The organism is Micromonospora sp. NPDC003776 (assembly GCF_053605645.1).
The window spans coordinates 16,369-31,345 of sequence record NZ_JBSGJR010000024.1 but is presented as its reverse complement, the minus strand read 5'-3'; the positions used below and the strand labels follow the sequence as shown (position 1 = coordinate 31,345).

Below are 14,977 nucleotides of genomic sequence, written 5' to 3'. Positions count from 1 at the left end.
CGCGGAGACGTCGCTGACCCCGGCCCAGGGCGCCGAGGAACTGGGCGACGCGCTCGCCCCGCCCGGGTCGGTGGCGTCCGGGGTGAGGTTCGTCGGGGTGCCCTCGGACAGGAAGCCGAGTCCCCGGGTGTACCGGTGCGCGGCGAGCGCGTCGCCCAGTTCCTCGGCGCCCTGGGCCGGGGTCAGCGACGTCTCCGCGCCGACCACGACCAGCCGGGCGATGTGGTCCGGCGGCGGGTCGGGCAGCCGCAGCTTGAGCGCCATGCCGTTGGCCAGCGCCTGGTTGAAGTCGACCAGCCAGGCCATGCCCGGTGTCCGGGTCGGGTCACTGCCGGCCGCGTTCAGGTCCGGGCCGATCGGCAGCTCGAACGGGATCGGCTGGCCGTACTGCTGGGCGATGACGTGGCCCGCGTCGTCGTACGCGAACGCGTAGAGCCGGCGGGGCAGCAGTCGGCTGCGGGCGGCTCGCGGCCACGGCGTGTCGCGCGGGACGACCGTGCCGGTCCGGGTGGCGCGGACGATCCACTCGGCGCGGGGCGCGCCGAAGCGCGTGGTCAGGTCCAGCCAGATCTCGTCGCGGGCGGCGCCGGCGGCGTCGCGGTACCGGCGTCCGAGGTCGGCCTCCTCGGCGGTGAGCCGCTCGTCGTGGCTGTCCACGTGCACGGTGTCCGGTAGGGCACGTACCCACAGTTCCCGGCCGCTGGCCATGAACCGGGTCTGGATGCCGAGCGGCAGCAGCGCCACTGGCGCGGCGGAGAGCCGGGGGGTGTCCTCCAGGGTGACGGCCTGGGGGGCGCTGGTGCCCTGGCGGTTGCGTACCCGTACCTGCTTGGCGCCCGCTGCTCCGGTGCCGGTCGGGAAGGTGAAGCGGATCTGGCCGTCGGCCCAGGACAGCACCTGCGCGGTGACGGTCGTGCCGGTGTCGGTCGTGACGAGCACGGCCGACTGGTTGTCGGTGGCGGCACCGAACCCGACCCCGGTGGCCTGCAACGTGTCCCCGGGTAGCGCGTGCGCGGCCGTTCCGGGCCGCGACGGCATGGTGATCTGGGCGAGGGTGGGCGCGGTCACGGGGTGGCCTCCGGCAGCACGGTACGGGCGTGGATCGCGACCCGCATCGGCCGCTGGTAGGTGATCGCGGCCATCTGGGCGGCGTCGGCGCCCCAGGTGGCCGTCGGCTGGGCGCGTCCGGACAGGACCGGCAGGGTGACGGGATGGGCGCCGGCGAGCGGGCCGGCGACGCCGGCGTAGCGCAGCTTGGTCAGGTCCGTACCGGCCGGGACGAGGTCCGACCAGTCCAGGTCCGACCAGCTGCCCAGGGTGCCGGGCGACGTCGTATCGGCCGGTTCGTCGAGCCCGAACCGCGGCGCGGTGGGCTGCTCCTGGACGACGAAGAACCAGCCGAGGTCGCCGCCCGTGCCGCGCGCGGCGTCGAGGGTGAGATCGAAGCCGAGGTAGCTGACGTCCGGGTCGATGGTGCCGCGGAACTTCGGGTACAGCTCCTGGGTTCCGACGGTCGGCACGGGCGCGCCGTCCGGCCCGAGCACCGGCGAGCCGTTCGCGTCCCGGGTGGGCACCGCCTTGGCCGCGTAGACGGCGGTGTGCGGGTAACGCAGCAGCAGCCGTCCCCGGATGACCAGGATCAGCATGTCCGGTCCGCCGGTGTCGGGCGCGTTGCCGCCCAGTCCGGCGGCCCAGTCGGCGATCGGCGGCAGCTGGGGTGTCGTGCTCCGGCCGGGGTTGCCGCCGTCGTCCCAGAACCGGTCGGCGAATGTCGCACCCGGATCGGTGGGCAGGCCGCGCCACAGCAGTTCCCGGCTGAGTTCGTGGTTGAGGCCGGCCAGGTACGCCTCGATGAACCGGGTGTTGCCGACGAGCACGCCGACGCTGTCGCCGGCGATCCGTTCGATGCCGGGCAGCATCATCTGGGTGTCCACCGAGGCGAGCGGGCCACTCATCGGCTGCGGGAAGCGGGGCGTGAACGACCGTGGCCGCAGCGGGTCGGCGCTCGGGTGCGCGGGGGCGTCCGGCACCAGGGTGAGCACGGTGCGGGGCACGACGGTGTCCGGCTCCAGCGCGCCGCCGGGGCTCACCAGCGCGTCGGCGACCGGCGCGAGATCCAGCTCGGACTGCGCCGGCGCCAGCGCGGCGACGGTGGTCGCCACGGTCGCGGGCAGGTGGCCGAGCAGGAACTCGGTGGCCGCCTGGAAGCGGTTGTTGATGCCGCGTAACCGGTCGGCGCGCCGGCCGATCTCGTCGATCACCCAGTCCACCGGCAGCAGCGTGGGTTCGGCGGACCGACTCTCCCCGCCCCGCGGGTTCGGGATCGCCGCCATCGCGACGACGGGCGGGTCCGCGACGGCGACGTGCGCGGCCGAGCCGAGCGGCGTGGCGGGTGGCGGCGCCGGTGTGCTGGCCCCGCCGTCCGGGGGGCCGGGCGGGGCCGGGTGGTACGGGTCGCCGCCGACGTAGAAGCCGCCCTCGCCGGGCTGGTCGGCTGCGATCTTGTGCCAGCCGGCCGCGTTCCCGACGTTGTCGCGCAGGTCGCGCATCTTCGGCTTGTTCTGCCCCGGCGGGGCGACCCGGTCCCCGACCTCGTCGAAGTCGGCGCCGCCGCGCGCCGGGTGTACCGGCACCTTGACGGTGCCCTTCGCCAGGCCCTTGGCCAGCGCCGAGGTGGCCTCCTGCGCCGGGCCGGGCAGCCGACGGGCGAGCGGGCCGACCGGCCGTACCGCGCGGCGGAACGGCGCGGACAGTGCCGCCTGCGGGAAGACGCTGTCGTGCACGCTCCTGCGCAGGGTGTGGCCGACGCCGTGCGTCCCGTCCCGGCCGACCCGGACCCGGCTGTGTACCGGCTCGGTGACCCGTACGGCGGTGTCCGGCGGCAGCCCGTCGAGGTGCTTGTCGCGGGTGGCCGACGCCACCGAGCGGGCCAGTTGCGCCTGGCGGAGCAGCGCGTTGGCCTTCTCCAGTTCGCCGGCCTGCTCCCAGGCCGAGGCCATCAGCTGCTCCTGGTTCTCCTGCACCACGCGGACGCCGAGCGCGGCGGCCGCCCGCCAGCCGGGATCGAGGTTCAGGTCGCGGAGCCACGGCCGGCCGGCACCCGGCTCGGGCAGGTCGTCCCCGGTGCCGGCCTGGAACGCGCCGTAGATCGGCGGGCGCAGCACGGTGACGTCGACCCCGGGCGGCACCTCGATGAGGTCCTCCAGCCGCTGGGCGAAGCCCGCCTGGACACCGGCCGGCCACTGTCGGTCGGGCAACGCCGGCGAGGTGAGCGCGCCCTCGAACGGCAGCACGGTCGGCGCCGCCAGGTACAGGTCGGCGAAGTCGGGGCCGGCGGTGGAAATGTCCACCGGCAGGGCGCCCACGTCCGGGCCGACCGGGTGCGGCCGCAGCTTGCGGACCAGCGTCTCGAAGTCGCCGACCTCGGCGGTGGCGAACTCCCAGTGGTCGTACACCGGCAGCTCGAACTTCCCGGTCAGCGTCCCCCAGCCGCCGGGGGGCGGCCAGGCCAGGTCGGCGCCGGCATCCACCTTCTGGCCGAGGCCCGCCTGGACGCCGGCCCGGTAGGCCGGTACCAGGCAGGCCAGGTAGGCGGTCCGCGGCCGCAGCCGGCGCGGGGACAGCAGCCGGGACAGCGTCAGCTCGGGTGAGCGGCCGTCGAGCGCGTCGGTCGGCGGAACGGAGGTGCCAGCGATCTGCCCGTGCGCCCACGCCCACGATTCGCTCAGGTCCGGCAGTTCGTCGCCGGCGTCCGCTGGGGCCAGCCGCAGGAACGGCAGCGGGCGCAGCGGGTCGACCGCGATCTCGGCGACGTCGCGGCGCACCACGACCAGGGTCAGCCAGGGCCGGATCCGCTCGCCGCTGGGTTCCGGGCTGAGCAGCCACGGCAGTTCCGGCGTGTCGAACTCGACCAGCGGGAAGTAGTTCGGTTCGAAGTCGGCGGTACCGGGGCGCGGCTCGCGCCGGATGATCTGGTTGGCGTCCAGCCCGACCACGTCGCCCGGCCCGTACAGCCGCAGCGTGCGGGTCACATCCTCGGTGTCCGACTCTCCCTTGCGCACAGTCATCGTGACCGGCAGCCGGACCGTCCCGTCGCCGCCGACCGGCCCGCCGGCCGGTATCGCCGCCGCCAGGCCCTGCCGTGACCAGGCCAGGAAGCGGTAGCTGCCCGCGATCTCCGTCATACCAGCTCCAGTTCCTCGGCCCGTACGATCTGCAGGTCACCCCGGTCGGGGTGCCGGCGCAGCAGTTCGGCGGCGGCGGTGTAGCTGCCGTCCGACCCGTCCTGCGGCACTGGGGTGAGGGTGTCGCGGTCGACCACGACGTAGGTCGGTTCGCCGACGGTCGGCCCGGGGCTCGGGGGCGCGAACCGGGCGGTGCCCTGCTCGCGGCTGGGTGCGGTGGCCGCCGGACCGTGCTGGGCCAGCGCCGCGACGACGTCGCCGCCCGGGGTGTACCGGTCGTCGAGCCGTTGCGCTGCCGGCTGCGCCACGTCGAGGATCACCGACTGCTCGTAGTCCAGCGGGGTCTCCTGCACGTACCCGACGATGATCGCCGTGCTCGGCGCGAGGTGGACGCCGGAGACCATCCGCTCGTACGCCGGGCTGGCCAGCTTCTCCGCGTCGCTCATCTGCCGGAACTGCGACGGCGCGAAGTACTGCGTGGCCGCGCCGGTCACCGACAGTCCGGTCACCGAGGCAACGGCGAACCGGTCGTAGTCCTTCGGCGGCACCGAGCCGAACAGGCCGAGGATGCGCTCCAGCGGTACCAGCGACTGCGACACGGTCAGGGCGCCCAGGGGGTGCGCGGTGAGCTCGCCGTCGCCCGCACCGTCGCGCGGTACCACCAGCCGCCCGCCCTGCGGTGGCAGGTGGGCGCTCCAGTTCGCCTCCGCGGTGAGGCTGTCCCGCAGGACCGGCCAGACGTCCGTGCGTTCGATCGCCGGCACGTCCTCGGCCCGGCCGAACTGGGCGCGGAACGGCAGGGTGATGCTGAAGAAGAAGATGCTGAAGCTGGCCTCGCCCCAGAGCACCCAGGGCGCCGGGCCGGTGAGGTGGACGTGGATGTCCAACCCCATCAGGGTGCTGCCGCCGGACTTGAGCGCCAGGTGGGCGTAGATCTCGGCGAGCAGCCGGAACGGCGAGAACTGGATGAGCGTGTCGAAGCCGAGGCCGCCCTCCAGTGCGAACGGCCCGAGCCCGACGTACAGCTCCAGCCGCGCGCCCACCTGGACGGTGTTGGAGGTCAGGGCGAGGTACGTCTCCATCCGCAGCCGCGGATTGTCGCCGGTGGAGAGCGCCAGGGTCAGGCGGCGCAGCGCCGGGAAACCGGGCGGCGGCGTGAACGCCGGGTGGAAGCCGCCCAGGGCCATGGCGAAGTCGGGGTTCGCGCCCCAGTTCGCGCGGGCGGCCATGTCGCCGGTGAGCGCGAACGGGCCGACCCTCGAGTCGTACAGGCTGGCGTCCACCGACAGTTCGCTGCGGTCGAAGTCGACCACGCCGACCACGTCGAGGTTGATGTTCACGATCGCGTGGTCGGGGTCGGGCAGCGCGGCGCGGATCCGGCCGAGCAGGATCAGCCGTAGTGGCGCCGGCAGTTCCAGGATGAGCGCGATCTCGATGGTGACCAGCGTGACCGGTGCACCCCAGCCGATCTTCGCCATCGGCCCGAACACGTACTGGTTGACCGCGGGCGGAAAGACGGACTGCAGGGTGCTGATGATCTGGGGGGCTCGGGGGGTCGGGTCGTCCGGGGAGAACAGGATCGCGTCCAGGGTGCGGTTGCGCACGCCGGCCCGCAGGACGTCCACCGCGACGGTCCGGTTGATGGCGAGCAGGCCGCCGACGCCGTTGAGGGTGAACCCGAAGCCCAGCTGGATCGGGGTGAATCCGGACGCCTGCACGATGACCAGCAGCGACATCCCGCGCGACCCGTCGGGCAGGTGCGTGGTGAGCAGCCCGATCGCGTTCAGGGTGAGCTTTTCGAACTCCAGGTGCAGGCCGCCGGCGTACTGGCCGGTCGCCGGGTCGGCGAGCAGGAAGCCGCCACCGGTGACGACGGGCGCGTCGACCGACAGCCCGATCCCGGTCGGCGCGAGCAGCTCCAGCCGTACGTCCAGCGGACCGAACGCGCCACCCTGGTCGGCGCGGGTCAGGGCCGCGCGCAGGCCGAGGCCGGCGGCGACCGCCGTGACCGGCCCCAGCCGCAGGGTGAGGTCGGAGGTGAGGCGCAGCTCGACGCCAGTGGACGCGCCGGCCGCCAGCGCGATCCGTACCTGGTTGATGGTGAGCGGGCCGAGGGTGTAGCCGACGGGGAAGGTCTTGTCCAGGCCGACCGAGCCGAGGAAGGTCAGTCCGGTCTTCGGCGACCAGGACAACCCCACATCCAGGTCCATCTGGACCGGCTGCGCGGGTAGTACGGCGCCGAGGAAGCCGTCCTTGCCGGCTTCGATGAGCAGGCGCGCCCCGACCAGCCGCAGGGTCAGCGAGCCGTCGGGGCCGGACGCGTCGATGTGCGCCTTCGCCTGGACCGCGAACTGGTCGATCTCGAGCCGGATCGCCCCCGGGTCGCCGAACCGCAGCGCCGGATGGCCGGGGGTCGGCCGGCCGTAGGTCACCTCCAGCGCCGCGCCGGCGGCGGCCGGCTGGTCGGGCGGGTCGAACCGGGCCCCGTCCTGGCCGATCACCAGCGGGGCCGTGGCGCCTGTCACCGTCCAGTCGATCGCCCATTGCCCCAGGTCCAGGTGGCCGCCGGCGCCCCCGTCGGGGCGCAGCACCGCGACGAGCGGTCCGGTCCCGCCGGGTCCGGTGTCCCGGGTCAGGCCCAACGCGAGGCGCAGCCAGACCGCGGCCTCACCCTCCGGATCGATGTCCGCGGTCCACGCGACGTGCAGCAGGTGTGCCGCGACCCGCTTCTGCTCCGCGGAGAGCACGCTGTCCTGCGCGGCGCCCGGCGTGCCGTACGACGCGAGCAGGCCGAGTTGACGCAGCCAGTCAGCAAGCACCGGTCCGAGCAGGTCGGCGATGTCGTCCGGCACGCCGGGCGCGCCGGTCGGGCCGAACACCCGGGTACGCACCGTTGCGACCGGATCGCGCAGCAGGTCGCCGAGCGGGGTGATGTCGTAGTAGGGGCGGGCGCGGCCGTCGCGGGCGACCCGGCCGTTGACCGTGACCGGATGGGCCGGGGTGACGGTGCTGCGCACGCCGATCAGATCCAGCACGGTGCGCAGCCGGGGCAGTCGTGCCGCGAGATGGGCGTCGAGCAGGAAGTTGACCAGGTCGTTGACGAGCAGCAGGTACGGGTCGTCGTCGGCCGACGGCGGGCTGCTCAACCCGCCCGTCGAAGCGGGACCGTGCCAGCCGTGCACGAGGTCGACGATGGCGGTGACCGCGGCCGCGGCGTCGAGCAGGCAGGTCACCGCCTGCTCCAGGTCGGTGATGCCGGTGGCGAGCAGGCCACGGATGTCGGTGACGGTGTGCTGGGCGACCTGGAGCGCCTGGGCCAGGGTCGCGGGGTCCGCGCCGGCGAGCGCCGAGATGTCCCAGCCGACCGCCGTGAGCAGCCGGGCCTGGGCGTCCAGGTTGGCGGCCGCGTCGGCCAGCGGATCCAGCAGGCTCACCGCCTGAGCGACGACGGTGGTGTGCAGCGGCTCGCTCACCTGGCCTCCCCCTGGAAAGTCCGACCCCGGCCTGGGACGCGGTACATCCGATCATCTGGGGGCGTGGATCACATGGACCGAACGGCTAGGTCATCTGTCAGATCCTTGATGGACGGCAAGTTTTCCCGTCCGTACGGTCCGGGCATGCCAACCGCCGTCGCCGATGTGTCGACTGTTCTGTCCACGCTGCCCGCGGTGGCGCCGAAGCCCCGCGCCTTGTGGCCGTACGGCCCGGAACTGATGGCCGGCGAGCGGAAGAACTCCAGCCCGTACCTGGACCAGTACGCGGACTGGGTGGCGCAGGTGGAAGCGAGCGTCGCCAACTCCGGCGAGGCCGCGCAACGGCTGCGGATGCTGTACTACGGCGCGGCGACCGGCAACTCGGCGTTCGACATGCTGCTCACCGCCGGGGCGTGGCAGGACGCGCCGCTGACCACGAAGCAGGCGAGCCAGGCCGCGCTGACCGGACTGGCGGCCACCGGCATGTTGACCACGAGTGACAACGGAACCGAGTACGCCCGGCCACCGGTCGACGTCAGTCACGTCTGGGTGCTGCTCGATCAGGGCTTCAACGGCCTGGGCACGGTCGGCGGTGCGGTCAATGTCCGCACGGACGTCGCCGGCGCGTTGAGCTGGACCGGTGACCTCGCGTCCTGGTGGAGCTCGTACAACGATGCGAAGATCAAAGCCCGCACCGCCGCGAAGAAGGCCGGCCAGACGTGGAGCGAGCCGACCGATGCGTCCGGCCTCGCCACTCCGCTCGGCTGGTTGACCGCGGCGACGGCCTCACGCTGCGCCTTGGACGACCTGTTCGGCGACATGGACGCCGAGATCCTCAAGCAGGAGATCGGGTCGCTCGCCGTCACCCCGACCCGGAAGACGCCGCTGGCCGACCTGCTGCGGAGCTACTACGGTCCGGAGCCGCCGCAGGTCGGCAATGCGATGGTGCATTCGGTGAACCGTTTCCACCTGTTCATCCACCGCGCCACACCGGCGATCCCGCACACCATCGACAGCAGCGGCGTGGTCACCATCGACCCGGCCGCGGTGCGGGCCGCCGTCCGCACCCAACTCGAGAAGACCGCCTTCGACCTGCTGACGCTGGGTCGCTTCAAGACGAGTAAATGGCTGTACCTCGCCGAGGCCGCGCTCAGCCCGCTCGGTGCCGGCATCGATCTCCTGGGTTCGGTGCGCGCCGACCTCACCAGCCCGTGGGGGGCGGCGATGCTCGACGAGATCGCCAAGCGCTTCACCGACTTCCTGGTGGCGGGACTGGCCGGCTACGGCTGGACGACGGGCGGCTGGCCGCAGTGGAGCACGGACGCGTCGCTGCCCCGGCGCCGGCAGTGGCCACTGCTGCGGTACGGCAACTTCACGCTCCGGCTCGGCGACAGCGACTCGGCCCGCCGGTACGGCGGGCAGGCCACGGCGGTCGCCACACCCCAGACCTACGTGCGCAACCTGCAGGAGGACCTCGTCGCCCTCGGCTTCGCGGTCGTCGGCACCCCGGACGGCGAGTTCGGCGGCCGCACCGCGATCGCGCTGCGGGAACTGCAGATCGAGGCACAGGCTGACACCGTCTACCAGCTACAGGCCGCGCCCGCGCAGGGCACCGCCGTGGTGGCGACGGCGTACCGCTACCGGGGCCGGGTCCACGGCATGGCCGACTGGGACACCGCCGAGGTGATCGCCCAGTGGATCAACCCGGACCGGGCCGTACGCAACATCTGCCCGCTCACCGTCGCCGGGTACCCGATCAGCACGCCACCCCCGGCCGCACCGGATCCGTCCTACACCGATCTATGGCTGTACAACGACATGAAGGCCTTCGACCGCCGGGTGTACTCCACCGACCAGCTCGGCCGGTTCGCCATCCCGCCGTCGCGGCAGTTCGCCGGTGCGGTGAACAGCATGGCGATCGGTGCGTACAGCGCCGCCGGCTCCAACGGCCCCATCCTCGACCAGAACCAGTACTGGCAGCCGGAGTGCCAGGTGACCATGGACAGCCTGCTCCCGCCGGAACTGATTCCACCGGCACCGGTCGACCGGAGCAAGGCGCCGGTCAGCTCCACGTACCGGGTCATCCGGGCGGTCGCGAGCCAGGAGTGCATCGGGAACTTCGACGTGTACAACGCCTGGGACGCCGGCATCATCTCCTTCGGCCTGTACCACTGGGCGCTGCTCAGCTCGGGCACCGGTGAGCTCGCCGCCGTCTACGCCTACTACCGCGACCAGTACCCCGACTCGTACGAACGCGATTTCGGCCGATACGGCATCTACCCGGCCGTACCCTGGGACGCGACCGTGTGGAGCGGCCAGGGCGGGGCGGCCCAGTCGAAGTACGTCGGGCAACTGGGCATGTACGGGCTGCGGGACAAGAATGGGCAGGTCCACGCCGCCGATCTGCTGCCGCTGGCCAAGAGCACCGACGCATACATGATCGACTACATGCGTAGCTGGCATGTCCTGCACCGGCTGGTCGTCGCGCTGCGCGGCAGTGACGACCTGCACCGCGCGATGTGGAAGCTCGCCCTGCGCCGCCTACGCGACCTGCTGGCGCGGTCGTGGGACAGTCGAAGCACCCCGAACCCGGGCCCCCGGGTTCCCAACGGCTCCGGTGGGCTCCGGGTGGCGACCTTCGGCGAAGTGTTGACCAGCGAACGGGCGGTCGCCGCACTGCTGCGACACCACGTCAACCGGCCGGATCACGTCATCAACGCCAACGGCGCCATCAGCGACGCCCTGAGCGCGTACCAGACCGCGTTCGGCACGGGCAACGTGAACATGGCGACCGAGAACACCACGGCCAAGCAGGAGGCCTTCGTCACCGAGTTGATCGCGCTGGCCAACGGCGAGGACCCCGTCTACGGCAAGACGGTGCAGCGCGCCGCCGACTACAAGGACGCGGAGGCGGGCAAGGTCGTCGCCGACGTCAACTCGTTCCAGCTGATCGCCGGCTGAACCAGCCGGGCAGGTTCGAGGTTCGCGAACTCGCACCCGCACGGCGTGGCACCGATCGAGGGCCGCGGGCGGCCGAGCCGGCGAACCGTACCCGACCGCCCGCGTTCTGATCGCCGGCGAATCTACCGGTCCAGCGACTCGATCCAGATGTTGCGGTACTGGACCGGGTTGCCGTGATCCTGCAGCCGGATGGCACCCGTCGCCGGGCCTTCGGGCCGGCTGCTGCCGGTCGGGCCGAGGATCTCGACGTCGTCCTGCACCTTCACGCCGTTCCAGACGACCGTGACGCGCGGGTTCTCGACCTTCTTGCCGGCCGCGTCGTAGCGGGCCTGCCGGTAGACGATGTCGTACGTCTGCCAGGTCTCGGGCGGCAGCGCCGCGTTCACGTCGGGGGCCTTCTGGTTGTAGATGGCCGCGGCGTCGTTCTTCTGGGGCGGGTCGATGCCGAACGAGTCCAGAATCTGGATCTCGTAGCGATCCTGCAGGAACACCCCGCTGTTGGCGCGCGCCTGGCCGGTCACGTCCGGCGGGTACAGCGGCAGGTTGAACTCGAGGTGCAGGCGGAAGTCCCCGAAGGCCTGCAATGTGCGCAGGTCGCCGTTGCGCACCGTCATGGCGCCGTCGGCGACAGTCCAGATCGGTTCCCGCCCGTCGGTGTGTTGCCATTCGGTGAGCTCGCGTCCGTTGAACAGCGTGATGCGCTTGCCGTGCGGCCGTACGGCGAGCACGTCGAGATTCACGTGTCCGGAGTCCGCGGCCTCCTTGCGGTACTCGACCACGTTGCGCCCCTTGTTGAGCGGCACGGTGGTGGTGACCGTGCCCCAGTCCTCCCAGGTCACGGTCGAGGGGAAGATCGTCTGCTCGACGCGGTCGCCGTTGACGTACAAGCTCAGCTGTTTCTGCCCGGAGTAGGGGTTCGGGCCGTTGCTGTAGCGCATCGCCAGGTCGTAGCTGCCGCTCTCGCCGACGTCGACGGAGATCCTGGTCGACGAGCCGTTCTCGGTGAACCCGGCGGCGAAGCCCGCGCCGGAGTAGGCGGCGTGGTCGGTGGCCATACCGACCGCGACCGTCCGGCCCTCTTCGGCCTCGAAGAACGTCTGCGGTTGCACCACGCGGCCCGGGATCTCGTTGAGCGTGTACCAGGCCTCAGTGTTCCACAGCTCCTCGCCGTCGGCGGAGGAGAACGGACGCGGGGAGCGCACGTGCACCACGCGGTTCTCCTTCAGGCCCGGGATCTGCAGCTTGACCGTGCGGCCGTCGGCCGACAGCTCGGCCTTGGCCACCTTGAGCGTCTCCAGCTCGAGCTTCGGACCGCCGTACTGGCTCGTGGCGCCGTAGCGCCACTGCTCCACCTGGTACGCGTCGGCCAGCTGCTGCGCGGTCTCGGCGGACAGCGGCTTGGTGTACTCCAGCTCGAATCCGACATGCGACGCGCGCATCTGCTTGACCTCGAAGACCGAGGTGCCGTTGGGCGTCAGCTTCTGCAGGCCGTAGGTGAGCTTGCCCTCCTGGCCCCAGTTACCGCCGGCGCCCAGGCCGCCGACGTAGAGCGCGCCGTCGGGGCCGAGGGCCACCTCGTTGATACCGGACTCCAGGCCCTGCGTGTGCCGGAACACGGCGCCCTGGTACTGCCCCTCGATCTCTTCGAGGAAGACCCGCTGGAGGCCGCCGTAGGTCACGTCCCCGACGACCAGCTGCCCCGCGTACGGCCCCTGCTTCAGCAGCACCGGGGTGGAGGGTGAGTTGGCGATCTCGTTCTGCGGCAGCCAGACGATGGGTCGGGTCACCGCCTTGTCGTCGTACGGGCCCGACGGCGTGGTGTAGTGGTTGTAGAACGCGCCTGGCTTGATCTGGACCAGCTTGTTCGCGGGCAACCAGCCCCCCTGGTTGTCGGTGACGAGGACCTCGCCGCGTGGTCCCCAGCCGATGCCGTTGGGGGTGCGCAGCCCGCCCGCGACGTACGTGATCTCGCCGGTCGCGGCGTTCACCTTGATCGACGTACCGCGGTTGCGCGCCGGCTGGGGCACCGTGGTGGCGCCACCGAGGTTGATGGCGACCGACAGGTTGAGATAGAAGTACCCGTCGCGGTAGAGCAGGCCGAACGCGAACTCGTGGAAGTTGCCGCCCCACGGCCAGGTGGCCACCGTCCGGTAGTCGTCCGCGACGCCGTCGCTGTCGGTGTCGCGCAGGGCGGTCAGCTCGTGCTTCTGGCTGACGTAGACGGTGCCGTCGACCACCGCCACGCCCTGCGGCTCGCGCAGCCCCTGGGCGAACCGGCGGTAGGTGACCTGTTCGGGGCCGGTCTTCCCGGTGACGCCCTCGACCAGGTAGACCTCGCCGGTCGCGTTGTCGGTGCCGCCCCAGGTCGAGATCACCAGGTCGCCGTCGGGCATGAAGGCCATGCCGGTAACCTGCGGCTTGAAGCCCTCGGGGCGCAGGTCGGTGAGGGTGTAGCCGGGGTGCACCCGATCCAGGGGCAGGCCGTCTCCCGCCGAGTCGGTCGCACCCTCGCAGTACTTCCATCCCGGGGCGGTAACGCGTACGACGTCGGCCTCGGTGCTCAACGCGGAGGTCGGCACCAGCTCGAATCCGCTCGCGCCCGGGGGACGCCACTCCAGCCGCAACACCTGGCCGCCGCCGTTCTCGAAGAACTCGACGAACAACGGGTGCAGGCCGGCGGTCAGGGTGAGCGACCCTTCCTTGGCGGTTTCGCCGTGCAGGCCGTCGTGGTCGACGACGAGCTTGTCGTCGATTGTCAGGCGTGACCCGTCGTCGCTGGTGAGGCGGAACGTGTATTCCCCGTCGGTGGGCACGCTCAGATTGGCGAGGGCGTGGCTGATGAACCGGTCGGAGAGGCCGAAGTCGTCGGTGCTGGTCCAGTTGATCTGCGGCATGAGCTTGTCGACGTTCGGGGTCTGTGCGGGCTTGAGGGTGCACAGCGCCGACAGTGGTACGCCCATGTCGTACGAGCGCAGGGTGACGCCGGGCTCCTGGGGCGGGCGGTCGGCGTTGGCCGGTGCCGCCGCGGACGGGGTGACGGGGACGGCAGCGAGCAGGGTCGCCAAAGCGGCACCTGCGGCCGCGAGCGCGGCTCTCCGGCGTCGGCGCCGGCCGTTCGGTGCGGTCATGGTTCCTCCTGGTGCGAGTGGTGGGGGGCCGGCCGGGAGGATCGGTGGGACTCGCCTCCCTTGGACCGACGTCTTCGATCTCGCAGCACAAAAGATCGATGCGCAACACGCTAATGTTTAGATCGATGTGATTCAACTTTTGAATTTCTGAATGAAAGTGGGTCCCGTCGAGAGTGGGCGCCGGACCGTCGAGAGGTCAGGGCTTGTCGATCAGCTCGGCCAGCGCGGCGTCTCCCTGCGCCATGATCGGGGCGCCCGGATAGTCGACCGACATGATCCGGTGGCAGCCGTCGAGCTCGACGTACGTCTGCGGCTCGCCGCCGGTCACGGCCCACAGCAGCGCGAATCGGCTGGCATGTTCGCCGCAGGGCGCCATCGGTCCGGCCGCCGTGAGGGCGCGCTCGATCGCCTTTGACCAACCCGCCCGATCACCTGCCCGGGCAGCAGAGCCGGGTCCGACCAACGCCCGGCGGAGCACCCGCCGGCGGTCTACGTTGAAGGCCGCAAGGGCGTCACATCAGGCTGAGGTGATCGCCGCGAGGCTCAGGTAGCGGCTGAGCCGGGCGGCGGCATCGAGCATGGCGACGCCGCGCGTGGTGAGCCGCCGCTGCCAGTCATCCAGGGCGCGGGAGAGCGCCTGTGTGCCGCCGGCCGTCCGGACCTGCTGGACCACCGTCGCTATCTGGTCCAGCGGATATCCTCCGCGCCGCAGCAGGTGGGCCAGTTCGGCGTCGCGGGTGTCACTCGCTGAGAAAACCCGGTGGCCGGTGGCCGGATCGCGCGCGGGGGCGAGGATGCCGACGCTCTCCCAGGTGCGCAAAGTCGCCGGGGTGACCCGGAGCCGGCGCGCGAGTTCGCCGATGCTCAACACGCCCGTGCCCGACGTGTCGTCCGGTTGGGCGGGCAGGTCCCCCATCGCTTCTCGTACCGCGTTGAGCGTGTCCCGGTCGCGTAGCAACTGGCCGTGAGCGCGGTCGATGACGATCAGCGCGTCGTCGAGCGCGTCGTCGTGCAGCGCGTTCATGATCTGGCCGGCGGCGGCGTGGCCGCATGCCGCGACGAGCGCCAGATAGGCCCGCAGCGCGACCGCGTGCACCTCGGTGTAGACCCGGTAACCGCTGCGGGTGCGCTCAGCGGGCGGGATGAAGCCGTCCCGCTCGTAGTTGCGGACCGCTTGAGTCGAGAGTCCGTGCTCGCGCGCGAGGTCGGATGGTCGCACGGTTTGAGACTT

General features: G+C 71.9%; 7 protein-coding genes. 1 reads left to right on the top strand and 6 read right to left on the bottom strand.

Features of this window, described 5'->3' with window-relative positions; genetic code table 11:
- The 3 genes from ACWEVO_RS04410 to ACWEVO_RS04400 form a co-directional block, all read right to left on the bottom strand.
- A partial coding sequence (locus ACWEVO_RS04410; protein WP_452306155.1) for a hypothetical protein occupies nucleotides 1–1,068 on the bottom strand: 1,068 nt, incomplete at its 3' end.
- The gene (locus ACWEVO_RS04405; protein WP_452306154.1) at nucleotides 1,065–4,184 is read right to left on the bottom strand and encodes a hypothetical protein; all 3,120 of its coding nucleotides are present in this window, start codon (nucleotides 4,182–4,184) and stop codon (nucleotides 1,065–1,067) included. The genes ACWEVO_RS04405 and ACWEVO_RS04410, both read right to left, overlap by 4 nt.
- Nucleotides 4,181–7,657: a DUF6603 domain-containing protein gene (locus ACWEVO_RS04400; RefSeq protein ID WP_452306153.1), complete on the bottom strand. Its 3,477-nt coding sequence runs from the start codon at nucleotides 7,655–7,657 to the stop codon at nucleotides 4,181–4,183. Before ACWEVO_RS04400 ends, ACWEVO_RS04405 begins: the two co-directional genes overlap by 4 nt.
- A 144-nt stretch (nucleotides 7,658–7,801) precedes the next feature.
- Here ACWEVO_RS04400 and ACWEVO_RS04395 point away from each other — a divergent pair, with 144 nt between their 5' ends.
- A complete protein-coding gene (locus ACWEVO_RS04395) occupies nucleotides 7,802–10,618 on the top strand; it encodes a peptidoglycan-binding domain-containing protein (protein ID WP_452306152.1) in 2,817 nt (938 codons plus the stop codon).
- A gap of 122 nt (nucleotides 10,619–10,740) precedes the next feature.
- On the opposite strand, the gene ACWEVO_RS04390 is transcribed toward ACWEVO_RS04395, so the two are convergent.
- The 3 genes from ACWEVO_RS04390 to ACWEVO_RS04380 all read right to left on the bottom strand — a co-directional run bounded on the left by ACWEVO_RS04390 (nucleotide 10,741) and on the right by ACWEVO_RS04380 (nucleotide 14,965).
- Nucleotides 10,741–13,746: a family 16 glycoside hydrolase gene (locus tag ACWEVO_RS04390; protein WP_452306151.1), complete on the bottom strand. Its 3,006-nt coding sequence runs from the start codon at nucleotides 13,744–13,746 to the stop codon at nucleotides 10,741–10,743.
- A 196-nt stretch (nucleotides 13,747–13,942) separates the two neighbouring features.
- Nucleotides 13,943–14,074: a hypothetical protein gene (locus ACWEVO_RS04385; protein ID WP_452306150.1), complete on the bottom strand. Its 132-nt coding sequence runs from the start codon at nucleotides 14,072–14,074 to the stop codon at nucleotides 13,943–13,945.
- Between the two features lie 189 nt (nucleotides 14,075–14,263).
- Nucleotides 14,264–14,965: a TioE family transcriptional regulator gene (locus tag ACWEVO_RS04380; protein WP_452306149.1), complete on the bottom strand. Its 702-nt coding sequence runs from the start codon at nucleotides 14,963–14,965 to the stop codon at nucleotides 14,264–14,266.
- Nucleotides 14,966–14,977: the final 12 nt, after the last annotated feature.

Excerpts from the sequence above, each read along its gene's own strand:
- ACWEVO_RS04395 (WP_452306152.1), top strand. The coding sequence starts at position 7,802 with ATGCCAACCGCCGTCGCCGATGTGTCGACTGTTCTGTCCACGCTGCCC.
- ACWEVO_RS04405 (WP_452306154.1), bottom strand. The coding sequence starts at position 4,184 with ATGACGGAGATCGCGGGCAGCTACCGCTTCCTGGCCTGGTCACGGCAG.
- ACWEVO_RS04390 (WP_452306151.1), bottom strand. The coding sequence starts at position 13,746 with ATGACCGCACCGAACGGCCGGCGCCGACGCCGGAGAGCCGCGCTCGCG.